The organism is Cupriavidus sp. 10L43_2, assembly GCF_056395265.1.
Window position 1 is genome coordinate 57,776 of record NZ_JBFTJE010000013.1, and the last position, 15,282, is coordinate 73,057.

17 protein-coding genes are annotated in these 15,282 nt (G+C 66.9%); 12 read left to right on the top strand and 5 right to left on the bottom strand.

Going from position 1 to position 15,282, the window contains the following annotated elements; translation table 11 throughout:
• The first annotated feature begins 78 nt into the window (after positions 1-78).
• From argB to AC1DEL_RS18365, 6 genes are all read left to right on the top strand, one after another.
• Entirely contained in the window at positions 79-996 is a 918-nt protein-coding gene (argB, locus tag AC1DEL_RS18340; protein ID WP_092291393.1) for an acetylglutamate kinase, read from the top strand.
• A gap of 178 nt (positions 997-1,174) precedes the next feature.
• Entirely contained in the window at positions 1,175-2,128 is a 954-nt protein-coding gene (locus AC1DEL_RS18345) for a pyrimidine 5'-nucleotidase (RefSeq protein ID WP_477125858.1), read from the top strand.
• Positions 2,125-2,784, top strand: coding sequence for a nucleoid occlusion factor SlmA (slmA, locus tag AC1DEL_RS18350; protein ID WP_092291397.1), 660 nt, complete (start codon positions 2,125-2,127; stop codon positions 2,782-2,784). Before AC1DEL_RS18345 ends, slmA begins: the two co-directional genes overlap by 4 nt.
• Before the next feature lie 300 nt (positions 2,785-3,084).
• Positions 3,085-4,263 (top strand): homoserine O-succinyltransferase MetX, encoded by a 1,179-nt coding sequence (metX, locus tag AC1DEL_RS18355; protein WP_477125859.1) that lies wholly within the window; start codon positions 3,085-3,087, stop codon positions 4,261-4,263.
• Positions 4,260-4,871, top strand: coding sequence for a methionine biosynthesis protein MetW (gene metW / locus AC1DEL_RS18360; RefSeq protein ID WP_092291401.1), 612 nt, complete (start codon positions 4,260-4,262; stop codon positions 4,869-4,871). Before metX ends, metW begins: the two co-directional genes overlap by 4 nt.
• Positions 4,872-4,942: 71 nt before the next feature.
• Positions 4,943-5,773, top strand: coding sequence for an acyl-CoA thioesterase (locus AC1DEL_RS18365; protein WP_477106985.1), 831 nt, complete (start codon positions 4,943-4,945; stop codon positions 5,771-5,773).
• Between the two features lie 6 nt (positions 5,774-5,779).
• On the opposite strand, the gene AC1DEL_RS18370 is transcribed toward AC1DEL_RS18365, so the two are convergent.
• On the bottom strand, positions 5,780-7,063 hold the full coding sequence (locus tag AC1DEL_RS18370) for a muropeptide transporter (protein WP_092291405.1): 1,284 nt from the start codon (positions 7,061-7,063) through the stop codon (positions 5,780-5,782).
• Between the two features lie 148 nt (positions 7,064-7,211).
• Between AC1DEL_RS18370 and AC1DEL_RS18375 the strand changes: the two genes are divergently transcribed.
• Both AC1DEL_RS18375 and AC1DEL_RS18380 read left to right on the top strand, forming a co-directional pair.
• Entirely contained in the window at positions 7,212-8,132 is a 921-nt protein-coding gene (locus AC1DEL_RS18375; protein WP_477125888.1) for a M48 family metallopeptidase, read from the top strand.
• A gap of 116 nt (positions 8,133-8,248) precedes the next feature.
• Positions 8,249-8,722 carry an excinuclease ATPase gene (locus AC1DEL_RS18380; RefSeq protein WP_092291407.1) on the top strand — a complete coding sequence of 158 codons (474 nt, stop codon included), beginning with the start codon at positions 8,249-8,251 and terminating at the stop codon, positions 8,720-8,722.
• A gap of 75 nt (positions 8,723-8,797) precedes the next feature.
• On the opposite strand, the gene argC is transcribed toward AC1DEL_RS18380, so the two are convergent.
• Positions 8,798-9,745 (bottom strand): N-acetyl-gamma-glutamyl-phosphate reductase, encoded by a 948-nt coding sequence (gene argC, locus AC1DEL_RS18385; RefSeq protein WP_092291409.1) that lies wholly within the window; start codon positions 9,743-9,745, stop codon positions 8,798-8,800.
• A gap of 162 nt (positions 9,746-9,907) precedes the next feature.
• Here argC and AC1DEL_RS18390 point away from each other — a divergent pair, with 162 nt between their 5' ends.
• Complete coding sequence (locus AC1DEL_RS18390) at positions 9,908-10,204, top strand: type II toxin-antitoxin system MqsR family toxin (RefSeq protein WP_477125860.1); 297 nt, start codon at positions 9,908-9,910, stop codon at positions 10,202-10,204.
• 30 nt (positions 10,205-10,234) lie between these two features.
• A complete protein-coding gene (locus AC1DEL_RS18395; protein ID WP_092291413.1) occupies positions 10,235-10,636 on the top strand; it encodes a type II TA system antitoxin MqsA family protein in 402 nt (133 codons plus the stop codon).
• Between the two features lie 36 nt (positions 10,637-10,672).
• On the opposite strand, the gene AC1DEL_RS18400 is transcribed toward AC1DEL_RS18395, so the two are convergent.
• A complete protein-coding gene (locus tag AC1DEL_RS18400; RefSeq protein ID WP_477112749.1) occupies positions 10,673-11,449 on the bottom strand; it encodes an exodeoxyribonuclease III in 777 nt (258 codons plus the stop codon).
• Positions 11,450-11,480: 31 nt separating this feature from the next.
• On the opposite strand from AC1DEL_RS18400, the gene pyrE reads away from it, so the two are divergent.
• Positions 11,481-12,158 (top strand): orotate phosphoribosyltransferase, encoded by a 678-nt coding sequence (gene pyrE, locus AC1DEL_RS18405; RefSeq protein ID WP_092291417.1) that lies wholly within the window; start codon positions 11,481-11,483, stop codon positions 12,156-12,158.
• A 54-nt stretch (positions 12,159-12,212) separates the two neighbouring features.
• Positions 12,213-13,556 (top strand): DUF3734 domain-containing protein, encoded by a 1,344-nt coding sequence (locus AC1DEL_RS18410; protein ID WP_477125861.1) that lies wholly within the window; start codon positions 12,213-12,215, stop codon positions 13,554-13,556.
• A 10-nt stretch (positions 13,557-13,566) separates the two neighbouring features.
• Here AC1DEL_RS18410 and AC1DEL_RS18415 read toward each other — a convergent pair whose 3' ends face one another.
• Positions 13,567-14,376 (bottom strand): polyphosphate kinase 2 family protein, encoded by an 810-nt coding sequence (locus tag AC1DEL_RS18415; RefSeq protein WP_477125862.1) that lies wholly within the window; start codon positions 14,374-14,376, stop codon positions 13,567-13,569.
• A gap of 37 nt (positions 14,377-14,413) precedes the next feature.
• Positions 14,414-15,280: a diaminopimelate epimerase gene (gene dapF, locus AC1DEL_RS18420; protein WP_092291423.1), complete on the bottom strand. Its 867-nt coding sequence runs from the start codon at positions 15,278-15,280 to the stop codon at positions 14,414-14,416.
• Between the last annotated feature and the right edge of the window lie 2 nt (positions 15,281-15,282).

Here is a 15,282-nt window from a genome sequence, read left to right on the forward strand (position 1 = left end):
TCGGCGCCTGCCCGTCAAAGCCAGTCCGGCGGACGGATTCGCCATGATACCTGCTGATTCCAACGGATGTCCCTTGCCATGAACGCCGACAATCCTGGGCCGGCCACCACCACGGTTGCCGCCATCGCCCCCTCCCTCAAGGCCGAGATCCTCGCCGAGGCGCTCCCCTATATCCGCAAGTTCCACGGCAAGACCATCGTGGTCAAGTACGGCGGCAATGCGATGACGGAGGAGAAGCTCAAGCACGGCTTCGCGCGCGACGTGATCCTGCTGAAGCTGGTGGGCATGAACCCGGTGGTGGTGCACGGCGGCGGGCCGCAGATCGACGAAGCCCTGAAGAAGGTGGGCAAGGTCGGCACGTTCATCCAGGGCATGCGCGTCACCGACGAAGAAACCATGGAAGTGGTGGAGTGGGTGCTCGGCGGCGAGGTGCAGCAGGACATCGTCATGCTGATCAACCAGTACGGCGGCCAGGCTGTGGGCCTGACCGGCAAGGACGGCGGCCTGATCCGCGCCAAGCGCCTGCAGATGCCGGACCGCGAAAAGCCCGGCACCTTCATCGACATCGGCTACGTGGGCGATATCGAGGCGATCAACCCGGCCGTGGTCAAGGCGCTGCAGGATGACGCGTTCATCCCGGTGATCTCCCCGATCGGCTTCTCCGACGACGGCCAGGCGTACAACATCAACGCCGACGTGGTTGCCGGCAAGATGGCCGAGATCCTCAAGGCCGAGAAGCTGGTGATGATGACCAACATCCCGGGCGTGATGGACAAGAAGGGCAACCTGCTGACCGACCTGTCCGCGCGCGAGATCGAGGAACTGTTCGCCGATGGCACGATCTCGGGCGGCATGCTGCCCAAGATCTCGTCCGCGCTGGATGCCGCCAAGAGCGGCGTGCACTCGGTCCACATCATCGACGGCCGTATCGAGCACTCGCTGCTGCTGGAAATCCTGACCGAGCAGGCGTTCGGCACGATGATCCGCTCGCACTGAGCCGGATTTGCGGGCGCAGGGGCGGATTGACGCCGCCGCGCCCGCACCCCTCCCACCAGTCATCCCCCTGCAGCCCGGCGTGTTCCTCAGACAACCTCACCAGCGCCGCGGCGTGGCACACGCGCGCCCGTCGGAGGCATCGACTCCCGCCGCGCGGCAACGCCCCCGGCATCCTCGGGTGCGCCGGCCAGCGGGCGACCAGTCGGGCGATATCGTCTGGCTGTTCGATCTCGACAACACCCTGCACGACGCCTCCCACGCGATCTTCCCGGCCATCAACCGGCGCATGACCGCCTATGTGGCGCGCGTGCTCGGGTCCGACGAGGCCACCGCCAGCCGCGTGCGGGTGGAGTACTGGCAGCGCTACGGCGCCACCCTGCTCGGCATGATCCGCCACCATGGCGTGGATGCGGCCGATTTCCTGCACGAAGCCCACGACTTCCCGGCCCTGGCCGAGATGGTGCGCGTGCGGCGCGGGCTGGCCGCCGCGCTGCGCCGGCTGCCCGGGCGCAAAATCCTGGTCACCAACGCGCCGCGCGACTACGCCCGGGCGGTCATGGCGATTGCCGGCATCGAACGCTGCTTCGAGCGCGTGGTGGCCATCGAGGATATGTGGGTGCACGGCCATCTGCGGCCCAAGCCTGACCGCCGCATGCTGCGCCGGCTGCTGGCGCGCACCGGCGTGGCGCCCCATCGCGCGGTGCTGGTGGAAGACACGCTGTCGCATCTGAAACACTATGCGGGCACGGGGATCCGCACCGCCTGGGTGACGGGCTACCTGCGCACGCTGGCGCCGTCGCGGCCCCAGCCGGTGCCGGCGGCCGCGCCAGTCCCGGTCGATGCCGCCGTGCCGGGCGCGGTGGCCGATGCTGCCACGCGCACCGCGCTGGCCGCCGAGGACCGCCAGCACGTGGGCCACGGCGCCCAGGAAAGATCGGTCACGATGATGGCCGCCGAAGCGCAGCTTCCGCCACCTGGCGTGGATGGCGCACAATACGGCACGGCGCCGCAGCAGTTGCCCGACCATGCCCCGCGCGTACGGGCGCGCGTGGTGAATCGGCCCGGCTATGTGGACATAAAAGTACAATCGATGCATCAACTCCTACGACGAATACGGAGAACCGGGTCATGACGCAAACCATTGAAAGCCAGCCGGAGGCGCCGCCGCTGATGGCCGCCACCGCCATCCAGACCGCCGAAGGGCCCGCGCGCAAGCGCCCGCGCCCTGGCGAGCGGCGCATCCAGATCCTCCAGACCCTGGCCGGCATGCTCGAGCATCCGCGCGGGGAAAAGATCACCACGGCGGCGCTGGCCGCCAGGCTGTCGGTCTCGGAAGCCGCGCTGTATCGCCATTTCGCCAGCAAGGCGCAGATGTTCGAGGGCCTGATCGGCTTTATCGAGCAGACCGTGTTCGGGCTGATCAACCAGATCACCACGCAGGAGGAGCATGGCCTGCGCCAGGTGCAGGCCATCGTGCGGATGCTGCTGTCGTTTGCCGAGAAGAACCCCGGCATGACGCGCGTGCTGACCGGCGAGGCGCTGGTGGGCGAGCACGAACGGCTGCAGGAACGCATCAACCAGATGGTGGACCGGATCGAGGCGTCGCTGCGCCAGTGCCTGAAGGTGGCCGTCACGCAGGCCGCCTTCCCGGCCGACGCCGACATCCCGGTGCGCGTGGCGCTGATCACGGCGGCTGTGCAGGGCCAGTGGCACCGCTACGTGAAGAGCGGCTTCCGCAAGGCGCCGGGCGAGAACATCGACGCCCAGTTGCGGATCCTGCTGGGCTGAACCAGCGGGAGGACCGGGGGCGCGTCACACGCGGCCAGCAGCGCACCCGGGAACTGCACTATAATGGCCGCGTCGCGCCGATTTGATGACTGGCTTGCGGGCGCGCGGCAGCCAACGGGGATCTCAGGATGACCGCCGGCTGCCACTATAAATGCGGCTAAAGAGGTTGGGTCGGTGCCTCGCGGGAGCAATCCACGATATGGCGCCGACGCGCGGGACACCGCGACATGCCCGACTTGGCTGCGACACACGCAACTGCCAGTCGGGTTTTTTTATGCCCGCTCGCCGCGGGCCCCCTCCATGACAGATGTTGCTATTCCTGCCGCCGTACCGGAGGCCGACCTCGCCGCCGGCTCCGTCGGCGTTGTCACGCCCCGGCGCATGCACTTCGCCGAGCCGCTCCCGCTGCGCAACGGCAGCCAGCTGGCCGGCTATGACCTGATGGTGGAAACCTACGGCACGCTCAACGCGGCGGCATCGAATGCCGTGCTGGTGTGCCACGCGCTCAACGCCTCGCACCACGTGGCCGGCATCGCGGCGGACAATCCGCGCGACATCGGCTGGTGGGACAACATGGTCGGCCCCGGCAAGCCGCTCGATACCGACCGCTTCTTCGTCATCGGCGTGAACAACCTTGGTTCCTGCTTCGGCTCGACCGGGCCGATGAGCACCAACCCGGCCACCGGCCAGCCCTACGGCGCGCTGTTCCCGGTGATGACGGTGGAGGACTGGGTCAACGCCCAGGCGCGCGTGGCCGACGCGTTCGGCATCACGCAGTTCGCCGCGGTGATGGGCGGCAGCCTCGGCGGCATGCAGGCGCTGGCCTGGAGCCTGATGTACCCGGACCGGCTGCGCCACTGCATCGTGGTGGCGTCCACGCCCAAGCTGTCGGCGCAGAACATCGCCTTCAACGAGGTGGCGCGCAGCGCCATCCTGTCGGACCCGGACTTCCACGGCGGCAACTACTACGCGCACAACGTCAAGCCGAAGCGCGGCCTGCGCGTGGCGCGCATGATCGGCCATATCACTTACCTGTCCGACGAGGACATGGCCGAGAAATTCGGCCGCTCGCTGAAGTCCGAGGACATCCGCTTCTCGTTCGACGTCGAGTTCCAGGTGGAAAGCTACCTGCGCTACCAGGGCGACAAGTTCGCGGAGTACTTCGACGCCAACACCTACCTGCTGATCACCCGCGCGCTCGATTACTTCGACCCGGCGCTGGCCTACGGCGGCGACCTGAAGCGCGCGATCTCCCACACCCAGGCCAGCTTCCTGGTAGCGAGCTTCACGACCGACTGGCGCTTCGCGCCGAACCGCAGCCGGGAGCTGGTCAAGGCGCTGCTCGACAACAAGCGGCCGGTTTCGTACGCCGAGATCGACGCCCCGCACGGCCACGACGCCTTCCTGCTCGACGATCCGCGCTACCACAACCTGATGCGCGCCTACTACGAACGCATTGCCGAGGAGATCGGCGCATGAACGCCTCCGCCAACCCCAATATCCTCGCGCTGCGGCCCGACTTCCGCGCGATTGCGCGCTGGATCGAGCCCAACTCCACGGTGCTGGACGCCGGCTGCGGCGATGGCAGCCTGCTGCGCGTGCTCCAGGACGAACTGGACGTGCAGGCGTATGGCATCGAAATCCGCGACGAAGGCGTGCTGGCCTGCGCCCAGAAGGGCGTGCACGTGATTCAGCAGGACCTGGAGGGCGGGCTGGCGCTGTTCGAGGACCGGAGCTTCGACACGGTGATCCTGTCCCAGACGCTCCAGACCATCCACAACACGGCCCAGGTGCTGCGCGACACCCTGCGGGTGGGACGCGAGTGCATCGTCTCGTTCCCGAACTTCGGCTACTGGCCGCACCGGCTGTCGGTGTTCCGGGGCCGCATGCCGGTGTCGGAAGCGCTGCCGTACCAGTGGTACAACACGCCGAACGTGCGTGTGCTGACCATCAGCGACTTCGAGGGGCTGGCGCCCAAGGTGGGCCTGCGCGTGCTGGACCGCGTGGTGATGCACGAGGGCGTGACCGTGAACTGGGGCGAGAACTGGCGCGGCAGCCTGGCGGTGTACCGGGTTTGCGCGGTGTGAACCCGGCTTGACGCGGGGGCCGGGTGGGCATACCGTACGACGATTACCGAACGATCGTACTATTTTCTGCCATGACCCAAGCGCCCCACACCGACTCGCAACATCCGTTCGACCTCGCCCTGGCGCTGGAGCCAGCCGGCGAGCACCGCTTCCTGGGTCATACCAGCCAGGCCTACTGGAACATGATTGGCCCGTTCGGCGGGATGACGGCGGCCACGCTCCTCCAGGCGGCGTTGAGCCATCCCGAGCGGCTGGGCGATCCGATTGCGCTGACGGTGAACTTCGCCGGGCCGATTGCCGAGGGGCCGTTCGAGATCGAGGCGCGTCCGTCGCGGACCAACCGGTCCACCCAGCACTGGCATCTGGAATTGCGCCAGAACGGCGAGGTGACGACCACCGGCAGCGCGGTCTTCGCCGTGCGGCGCGAGACCTGGGGCAGCGGCGAAGCCGTCATGCCCGATGTGCCGCCCGCTGACACCCTGCCCGGCATGGGCGGTTTCGCGCCGGTGCGCTGGATCGGCAGCTACGACATGCGCGCGGTGCGCGGCGCCAAGCCCTCAACCGCCGTCGGCACCGAGCATCCGGACAGCCTGACCCAGTTCTGGCTGCGTGACGAACCGGCCCGCACGCCCGACTACGCCGCCGTGGCGGCCTGGTGCGACGCCTTCTATCCGCGCATTTTCCTCAAGCGCGCCGGCTTTGTGCCGGCCGGCACGGTGTCGATCACGACCTATTTCCATGCCGATGCGGCCACGCTGGCCGAGTTGGGCGACAGCCACGTGCTCGGCAGCGCGCGGGCGCAGGTGTTCCGCCAGGGCTTCTTCGACCAGAGCGCGCAGATCTGGAGCGCCAGCGGCGTGCTGCTGGCCTCGTCGCACCAGATCGTTTACTACAAGGAATAAGGCCGATCAGGCCGGACGAGGGACGCCCGGCTCCTTGGCCGGCTCGCGCGCCTGGGCTTCGTAGCGGTGGACCGTGCCGCGCATCGCCCAGAGCAGGGCCACGCCGGGCACGGCCGCCACCACGGTGCCGAGGTAGAAGGGCGCCCAGCCCCAGGCTTCGACCATATAGCCCGAGGTCGGCCCCACGTAGACCCGGCCGATCGACGCCAGCGCGGACAGCAGCGCGTACTGCGTGGCCGAGAACGAGCGGTTGCAGAGCGTCATCAGCAGCGCCACGAAGGCCGCCGTGCCCATGCCGCCGCAGATATTCTCGATGGCGATGGTCGCACCCATGCTCCAGATATGGGGCGGCGTGACCGAGAGCACCCAGTAGCCGAGGTTCGACACCGCCTGCAGGATGCCGAACAGCATCAGCGACCGGTACAGCCCGAGCCGCACCATCAGCGACCCACCGAACAGCGCGCCGATGATCGTGGCCGCGAGACCCAGCGTCTTGTTGACGATGCCCACCTCGCCCGGATCGAAGCCCAGGCCCCGGATCAGGAACGTGGTGGACAGGCTGCCGGCGAAGGCATCGCCCAGCTTGTAGAGCACGATCAGCAGCAGCAGCCACCACGCGCCCTGGCGCCCGAAAAAGTCGCGCAGCGGGCCGACCACGGCCTCCTCCAGCGTGCGCGGCTGGCGCGCCGGCACGTCCGGTTCGGGCGCCCAGAGCAGCGTCAGCAGCCCTACCGACATCAGCGCCGCCATCAGCAGGTACATGCTGGACCAGCCCAGCACGCGGTCCGCCAGGTACAGCGCCAGCCCGCCCGAGACCAGCATCGCCAGCCGGTAGCCGAGCACCTTGACCGCTGCGCCGGCGCCGCGCTCGGCCGGGCGCAGCACGTCGGTGCTGTAGGCATCGAACACAATGTCCTGCGACGCCGACAGGAACGCCACCAGCGTGGCCAGCGCCGCCAGCGCCCAGAGCGCCTCGCGCGGCGGGCAGAACGCCATGGCGGCGATGCTGGCCACCAGCCCGAGCTGCGTCACCAGCAGCCAGCCGCGCCGCCGGCCCAGCAGGGGCGGCGTGTAGCGGTCCATCAGCGGCGCCCACAGGAACTTGAAGATGTACGCCTGCCCGACCAGCGAGAAGAAGCCGATGGTCTTGATGTCGAGCCCCTCCACGGTCATCCAGGCCTGGAGCGTGCCCGAGGTCAGCGCGAGCGGCAGCCCGGACGCGAAGCCCAGCGTCAGCATGGCGCCGATGCGGCGATTGCGGAAAATGTCGAGGTAGTCTTGGAACGTCATGGATGTATTATTGCATCACCGTTTGCGTCCCCACTCATCGATTCGACGCCGTTTGTCGACCCTTATCGCGCCGAGCCCTGCCGTGACCCTGATCGCGTCGAACGAATCGCCGTTGCCACCGTGCCGCACGCCCCGGCGCCCGGGATGGCTGACCTGGCTGGCTTGGTCCTGCGCCGCGTGCGCAACCGTGCCGGCCATCGCGCAGGAAGTGGCCCTGGTAGCCGCGCCCGACGACGGCGTGCGCGTGGAGCGCCGCTACTCGCGCGTGCGCACGATCGTGCCGATGGAAGTCATCGACCAGCAAGCTGCCCGCGAGTACGAACAGATCAAGCAGGAAGCCATCGCCAAGCACACGCTGGCCGGCGACGACAACCCGCAGGTGAAGCGCCTGCGCGAGATCGGCATCCGGCTGCTGCCCGAGACCGTGCTGTGGAACCCACGCGCCGGCCGCTGGGCGTGGGAGATCAACCTGATCGAGTCGAAGCTGGTCAACGCGTTCTGCATGCCCGGCGGCAAAATGGCGGTCTACTCCGGCCTGCTCGACCAGCTCAAGCTCACCGACGACGAAGTGGCCATGGTGATGGGCCACGAGATCGCCCACGCGTTGGAGGAACACGCCCGGCAGCGCGCGGCGCAGTCCGAGATCTCGAATCTTGGCGCCAACGTGGTGTCCCAGCTGACCGGCTTCGGCAATCTCGGCAATTTCGATATCGGCAACAATGCCCGGCTCGTGTCGCTGCGGTTTTCGCGGCTCGAGGAAACCGAGGCGGACCTGATTGGCATGGACATCGCCGCCCGCGCCGGCTACGACCCGCGCGCCGCCGTCACACTGTGGCGCAAGATGGGCACGGTGCTGGAGATGGGCGACGAGTTCAAGTCCACGCACCCGTCCGGCCGCAGCCGCATCGCGGTGCTTGAGGCGCACATGGGCGAGGTGATGCCGCTCTACGCCCGCGCCATGAACATGCCGATGGAGAAGCTGCCCGCCCACACGCCCAATATGGCTAACCTGGGCGGTGCCCCGGTCGATGCCGGCGACGACGACAGCCAGCGTCCACTAAAAAAGTAAAGACGGCCGTCGACTCAGGTTATCGGCGATTCCTGTAGGATGGAAAAGTGGCGTCAACGCCCCTGCAACAGGCTTTGGCGCGCTGAGATTCTCAACCTTGATCAGGGAGAAAGACCATGAGGACTGGATTGCGCTGCGGCCTGGTAGCGGCCGCGCTGGTGGCTGCGGGCGCGTCGGGCGTGGCCAGCGCCGCCGACACGCTGCTGACGATGCCGATCGACCAGGCACTGGCTAGCCAGGCCGCCAAGGAACGCATCGACCCGAACACGAAGCTGCTGTTCGGCTTCAACCGGCTTGAGGGCGCCACGGATCCCACCTTGTACAAGACGGTGAAGCGCGTGCGCCGGCCGGTGAACAAGGTGCAGGAGGGCCCGGTGCTGACGGATGCCCAGCTGTGCGAAACGGTGTTCGTGCAGGCTGTGCAGGACCTCCAGCAGCGCGCGGCCCAGGGCGGCAGCAATGCGGTGATGGAGATCCGCAGCAACTGGAAGGACGACGAGACCTCCAGCGATACCACCTACGTCTGCGCCAAGGGCGCGGCGTATATCGGCGTGGCGCTGAAGGCGACGCTGGTCAAGACCGGCAGCTAGGCCAGCCGGATCCCAGGAAAGCGAAAAGCCGGCGCGAAGCCGGCTTTTCTTATTGTGCGACGGGTTGGTGACGCGTCAGGCGGTCAGCCCGGTCGCCTCGTCGGCGCCCACATGCACGTTCATGCATTGCACGGCCGCGCCGGCGGCGCCCTTGCCGAGGTTGTCCAGGCGTGCGACCAGATTCAGGCGCTCGCCATTGCCGAACACGAACAGGTCCACGCGATTGGTGTCGTTGCTGGCCTGGACGTCGAAGAAGCCGCCGTCGAGGTTGGCATCGCTATTGAACGGATGCACGCGCACGAACTGCTCGCCCTCGTAATGCTTGCGGTAGATGTCGAGGATGGCCTCGGCATCGGCCTTGCGCGACAGCAGCGCCGGGAACACCGGCACCGTCACGGCCAGACCCTTCAGGAAGTTGCCGACGATCGGGTTGAAGATCGGCGCCTGGGCCAGGCCGGCCTGCACGCGCATCTCGGGCAGGTGCTTGTGCTCGAGGCTCAGCGCGTAGGGGCGCGGGCTATCGAGACGCGGATTCCCGCCCGCCTCGAACTCGGCAATCATCTTCTTGCCGCCGCCGCTGTAGCCGGTCAGCGAGAACGCCGACACCGGGTAGTCGGCCGGCATCAGGCCCGCTTCCACGAGCGGACGCACGGCCAGCACGAAGGCGCTGGCGTGGCAGCCCGGCACCGCGATGCGCTTGCTGGCGCGCACCTTCTCGCGCTGGCCACGGGTCAGCTCGGGCAGGCCATAGGCCCACGAGTCGGTGGTGCGGAACGCCGTGCTGGCGTCGATCACGCAGGTATTGGGATTGGTCACCAGCGACACGGCCTCACGCGAGGCCACGTCCGGCAGGCACAGGAACGAGACATCCGAGGCATTCAGGAAGCGTGCTCGCTCTTGCGGGTCCTTGCGCTTGTCATCGGCAATGCGCAGCAGCTCCACATCGGAGCGACCCGAGAGGTAGTCCAGCAGCCGGAGACCGGTGGTGCCTTCCTGACCATCGACGAACACTTTGAAAACCATGGCTGACTCACTCTGAAAATGCGAAAAGTCGCCTGCCCAACGGGGCAGCGAACCTGCATTGTAGCGAGGTTAGGGGGCGGGCGCAGGGTTTACGCGAGAGAGGCGGTTGCGGTCCGACACATTCCGGGGCTTGCAGGTAATAACCAAGTAGGTTAATTTTGCATGGAGAAATCGTCAGCGCATTACAAGCTCTCTGTGGTGAGGGCGTTGGTGACGGAGGGGAGGTTGCGGTTCACCACCTCAGCTTCCCGGAGCTATCGGGCAATGGGGTTGAGTCGGAGGGAGGTGATTGACATCCTGGCGCGGTTTGAGCGAAGCGACTTGTATAAGAGCATGACAACGCACGCGGATCATCGAGTCTGGCAGGACGTCTACCACCCCGTCACCCCCTATGGGTCGCTCTACCTGAAGCTCAGCGTGATCGAGCAACTGGTGATTGTGTCATTCAAGGTGCTGTAAAGAGCACCACCTCGAAAAAGGAGTCGGGATATGAGATGCCCGGAATGCGGAGGATCCGAACTGGTCAGGGAGCGGCAGGACATGCCCTACGACTATCGCGGCGAAACCATGGTGATCGAAGGCGTGCTGGCGGACTGGTGTCCCGCCTGCGGTGAAGGGGTTCTTGATCTCGATGAAGATGAGCGGATCGGCCAGTTGATGGTTGCCTTCAACAAGCAGGTCAACGCCGCTATCGTCGATCCGGCGTTCATCGTGTCGGTGCGCCGCAAGCTGGAACTCGACCAGCGGGAGGCTGGCGAGATCTTCGGCGGCGGGGTCAATGCGTTCTCGCGCTACGAGACCGGCCGGACCAAGCCGCCGCTGGCGCTGGTAAAGCTGCTCAAGTTGCTGGATCGCCACCCGAACCTGCTGGAAGAAATCCGCGCCAACTGAGCGCGCCGGCCCCGGCATCCCGCCCGGGCGCCCGTCTCACAGCGGAAAATCGTAGTCGATCGACAGCGGGGCGTGGTCGCTGAACTTCTCGTCCTTGTAGATGGCGCAGGCGCGGGCCGTGGCGGCGATCTTGTCGGTGGTCAGGTGGTAGTCGATGCGCCAGCCGACGTTCTTCGCGTAGGCCTGGCCGCGGTTGCTCCACCAGGTGTACTGGTCCGGGCGTTGGTCGAGCTGGCGGAAGACGTCCACATAGCCGTGGTTATCGAACAGTTCACCAATCCAGGCGCGCTCCTCGGGCAGGAAACCGGAGTTCTTGAGATTGCCCTTCCAGTTCTTGATGTCGATTTCCTTGTGGGCGATGTTGACGTCACCGCACAAGACGATCTCGCGCCCGCTGGCCTTCAGTTGCAGCAGGTGGGGCAGGAACGCCTCCATGAAGCGGAACTTGGCCTGCTGGCGTTCTTCGCCGCTGGAGCCGGACGGCACGTAGACGGAGATCACCGCAAGGTGCGGATACTGCACTTCCACGTAGCGACCCTCGGCGTCGAACTCGGGCACACCGAAGCCGGTGACCACCCGCTCGGGCTTGTGGCGCGTGTACAGGCCCACGCCGCTGTAACCTTTCTTCTCGGCATAGTGGAAAAAGCCGTGGTAGCCATGTGGCGCCAGGAACGCCTCGGTCATGTCGGCTTCCTGGGCTTTCAGTTCCTGCACGCAGATCATGTCCGCGTCCTGCTTGCCCATCCACTCGAAAAAGCCCTTCTTGGCCGCGGAGCGGATGCCGTTGAGGTTGGCGCTGATAATCCGTAACATCTCGGGAAATTTTGAAATTCAGAGAGAAAAGATGACGCAGCAGACCACGCCGGACGACCTCAGCCAGACCTTTATCCGCTTCGCGCTCGATGCGGGCGTGCTGTCCTTTGGCGAGTTCGTGACCAAGGCGGGCCGCAAGTCGCCTTACTTCTTCAACGCCGGCCTGTTCAATCAGGGCGCGATGCTGGGTCAGGTGGCGCAATTCTATGCGAAAACCCTGCTCAACTCGGGCCTCGAGTTCGACGTGCTGTTCGGGCCGGCCTACAAGGGCATCACGCTGGCCTCGGCCACGGCGGTGGCGCTGGCCGGCATGGGCCGGGACGTGGGGTTTGCCTACAACCGCAAGGAAGCCAAGGACCATGGCGAAGGCGGCACGCTGGTCGGCGCCAAGCTGCAGGGCAAGGTGGTGATCATCGATGACGTGATCTCGGCCGGCACCTCCGTGCGGGAGTCGATGCAGCTGATTCGCGCCGCCGGCGCCGAGCCGGCCGCCGTGCTGATCGCGTTGGACCGCATGGAAAAGAGCGGCACCGCCGACAACATCGGCACGCATTCGGCCGTGCAGGACGTGCAGCGCGAATACGGCGTGCCCGTGATCTCGATCGCCAGCCTCAAGGACCTGCTGGCCTACCTCGACGCGTCGAACGACCCCGCGCTCGGGAACTCCCGGGCGGCCGTGGCGGCCTATCGTCAGACGTACGGCGTCTGACGCGCCGGAGCGGGCGCCATGGGGCGCCCCGGCTCAACTTCGAGGGAGCATGGCGTGGCGGACAAGCGGCAACAGCAGGTAAAACAGGCGACCAAGCAGGCAATCGGGCGCGAACTGGGCGAACAGGGCGCGCCACCGCAGGATTCCGCATCGACGGCCACGCCGGCCCGGGCGAAGCGCACCAAGGCGCCCAAGCGCGCCGCAGTGAGCGACCACTGCGCCCCTGATGCGCTGCCGGGCGACGGCCCCGCCCACGAAGCCTATGCGATCCGCGCGCTGGTGCTGCAAGGCGGCGGCGCGCTCGGTGCCTACCAGGCCGGTGTCTACCAGGGCCTGGCCGAAGGCGGYATTCATCCGAACTGGATCGCCGGTATCTCGATCGGCGCGCTCAACGCGGCGGTCATCGCCGGCAATCCGCCTGAAACCCGCGTGACGCAGTTGCGCGCGTTCTGGGAATACATCTGCGCCCAGCCGTGGCTGCCCGGCCTGCCGCTGGAGCTGCTGACGGAGACCGCACCCACGTGGCCGGAGCCGATGCGGATCTGGTTCGACAGCCTCAACGCCGCCCGCGCGATGATCGAAGGCCAGCGCGGCTTCTTCTCGCCACGCGGCATCGCCGATCTCTGGGGCCGTGGCGAAGACCCGGGCCGTGCCAGCTACTACGACACCGCCCCGCTGAAGGCCACGCTGGAGCGTTTTGCCGATTTCGACCGCATCAACCATCCGAAGGAGATGCGCGTCTCGGTGGGTGCCGTGAACGTGCGCACGGGTAATTTCGCGTATTTCGACAACACGCGCCAGCGGCTGCGCGCCGAGCACTTCATGGCGTCCGGCGCGCTGCCGCCCGGGTTCCCGGCCGTGGAGATCGATGGCGAGTATTACTGGGATGGCGGCCTGGTCTCGAACACGCCGCTCCAGGAGGTGCTGACCGCCCAGCCGCGCCGGGACGCCCTGATCTTCCAGGTGGACCTCTGGAGCGCGCGCGGCAAGCTGCCGCACAATCTGCTCGACGTGGCCGAGCGCCAGAAGGACATCCAGTATTCCAGCCGCACGCGCGCCATCACGGACGTGATGCGCGAGCAGCAGAACTATCGCCGCATGCTGAGTGAGCTGATGGCACTGGTGCCGGCTTCCAAGCGCGACGACCCCTGGTACAAGCGCGCCGCCGACCATGCCTGCGACGCGCGCCGTAACGTGATCCAGCTGATCTACCGCGACAAGTCGTTCGAGGGCAGCGCCAAGGACTACCAGTTCGGCCTGCTGACGATGCACGAGCACTGGGCGAGCGGGCTCGACGATATCCGCGACACGCTCAAGCACCCCAAATGGCTGGCGATGCCCGGCCCCGAGCGGCCGTTCGTCACCCACGATGTGCATCGCGGCAACGGCAGCGACTGACCCCCGGCGCCTACTCCACCTTTAGCTTCGCCAGTTCCGGCTTCGGCGGCGGGTATGCCGGCTTGAGCTGCCGGAACACGGCCGCCACAATCTCGCCCACCATCAGGTTGCGGTGGGTCTTCGAGTCGGCCGGCACGACATACCAGGGGCAACTCGGCGTGGCCGTGGCCGCGATGGCAGCGGCGTAGGCGTCCTGGTATTCCTTCCAGAACTTGCGCTCGGCCAGGTCCTGCGTGTCGAACTTCCAGTGTTTCTGCGGATCGGCGATACGCGCCTCGAGCCGTTCCTTCTGCTCGTCCTTCGAAATATGGAGGAAGCACTTCACGATGGTCGTGCCGGTATCGGTCAGCAGGGACTCGAACGCGCGGATCTGCTTGTAGCGGCGCTCGCACTCGGCCTCATCGATCCAGCCATGCACGCGCGTGATCAGCACGTCCTCGTAGTGGCTGCGATTGAACAGCGCGATCTCGCCGGCGCGGGGCACCTGCGCGTGCACGCGCCACAGGTAGTCGCGCGCCAGTTCCTCGGCGGTAGGGGCCTTGAAGCTCACCACGCGGATGCCAAGCGGATCGAAGCTGCGGAAGACCGAGCGCACGGTGCCGTCCTTGCCGCTGGTATCCATGCCCTGCAGGATGACCAGCACCTTGCGGCGGTGCTCGGCGTAGAAGATGTCCTGGAGCGCGTCGAGTTCGCCCGAGAGGGCCTCCAGCCGCGCGAGGTCGGCGGCCTTGTCGCCCTGCGACAGCGGTTTGCTGTGCGGGTCGAAATCGGCCAGATTGAATTTTTTACTACTGGTGATGCGGAAATCGTCCAGCGTCATGGGGTCTCCGGTGGCGTGGCCTGCGGAGCCCCCATAGTCACGCGTTCAGTGCGGCGAGGTCAATAGTGCCTTCGAACACGGTGGTCGCCGGGCCGGTCATCTGCACGGGCTGGCCCGCGCCGTTCCAGGCGATGGTCAGGTCGCCGCCATGGGTGTGGACCTTGACCGGCGAGTCCAGCAGACCGCGCCGGATGCCGGCCACCACGGCCGCGCAGGCGCCCGTGCCGCAGGCCAGCGTCTCGCCGGCGCCGCGCTCGAACACGCGCAGCCGCACGGTGCTGCGGTCCACGATCTGCATGAAGCCGGCGTTCACCCGCTTCGGAAACGTCTGATGGTGTTCGATCACCGGGCCGTCCTGGAGCACCGGGAACTGCTCGGTATCGTCCACGACCTGCACCGCGTGCGGATTGCCCATCGACACCGGCGTGATCCACGCCGTGCGGCCGTTCACTTCGAGGCCATAGAGCGTGTCGTCGCCCTCGCGGCGTGTCGGCAGGCCCTCGGCGAGGAACGGCACGCGCGCCGGCGTCAGCTCGGGCGCGCCCATGTCCACCGTGACCTGGCCGTCGTCCTGCAGGGTCAGCGTGATCACGCCGTTCATCACCTCCACGCGCACCGAGCGCTTGTCGGTCATGCCCTTGTCCGTGACAAAGCGCACGAAACAGCGCGCGCCGTTGCCGCAATGCTCCACCTCGCCGCCATCGGCATTGAAGATCCGGTAGCGGAAGTCCACGTCCGGGCGCGTCGATTTCTCGACGATCAGGATCTGGTCCGCGCCCACGCCAAAGTGCCGGCTGGCGAGCGCGCGCCACTGGGCCTCGGTCAGGTCGAGCGTCTGGTGGATGCCGTCCAGCACGACGAAGTCGTTGCCGGCGCCGTGCATCTTGGTGAACTGGAGTTTCATGG

Excerpts from the sequence above, each read along its gene's own strand:
- AC1DEL_RS18415 (WP_477125862.1), bottom strand. The coding sequence starts at position 14,376 with ATGACGCTGGACGATTTCCGCATCACCAGTAGTAAAAAATTCAATCTG.
- argC (WP_092291409.1), bottom strand. The coding sequence starts at position 9,745 with ATGGTTTTCAAAGTGTTCGTCGATGGTCAGGAAGGCACCACCGGTCTC.
- AC1DEL_RS18365 (WP_477106985.1), top strand. The coding sequence starts at position 4,943 with ATGACCCAAGCGCCCCACACCGACTCGCAACATCCGTTCGACCTCGCC.
- metW (WP_092291401.1), top strand. The coding sequence starts at position 4,260 with ATGAACGCCTCCGCCAACCCCAATATCCTCGCGCTGCGGCCCGACTTC.
- dapF (WP_092291423.1), bottom strand. The coding sequence starts at position 15,280 with ATGAAACTCCAGTTCACCAAGATGCACGGCGCCGGCAACGACTTCGTC.
- AC1DEL_RS18400 (WP_477112749.1), bottom strand. The coding sequence starts at position 11,449 with ATGTTACGGATTATCAGCGCCAACCTCAACGGCATCCGCTCCGCGGCC.
- argB (WP_092291393.1), top strand. The coding sequence starts at position 79 with ATGAACGCCGACAATCCTGGGCCGGCCACCACCACGGTTGCCGCCATC.
- slmA (WP_092291397.1), top strand. The coding sequence starts at position 2,125 with ATGACGCAAACCATTGAAAGCCAGCCGGAGGCGCCGCCGCTGATGGCC.
- AC1DEL_RS18395 (WP_092291413.1), top strand. The coding sequence starts at position 10,235 with ATGAGATGCCCGGAATGCGGAGGATCCGAACTGGTCAGGGAGCGGCAG.
- AC1DEL_RS18370 (WP_092291405.1), bottom strand. The coding sequence starts at position 7,063 with ATGACGTTCCAAGACTACCTCGACATTTTCCGCAATCGCCGCATCGGC.
- pyrE (WP_092291417.1), top strand. The coding sequence starts at position 11,481 with ATGACGCAGCAGACCACGCCGGACGACCTCAGCCAGACCTTTATCCGC.
- AC1DEL_RS18380 (WP_092291407.1), top strand. The coding sequence starts at position 8,249 with ATGAGGACTGGATTGCGCTGCGGCCTGGTAGCGGCCGCGCTGGTGGCT.
- metX (WP_477125859.1), top strand. The coding sequence starts at position 3,085 with ATGACAGATGTTGCTATTCCTGCCGCCGTACCGGAGGCCGACCTCGCC.
- AC1DEL_RS18390 (WP_477125860.1), top strand. The coding sequence starts at position 9,908 with ATGGAGAAATCGTCAGCGCATTACAAGCTCTCTGTGGTGAGGGCGTTG.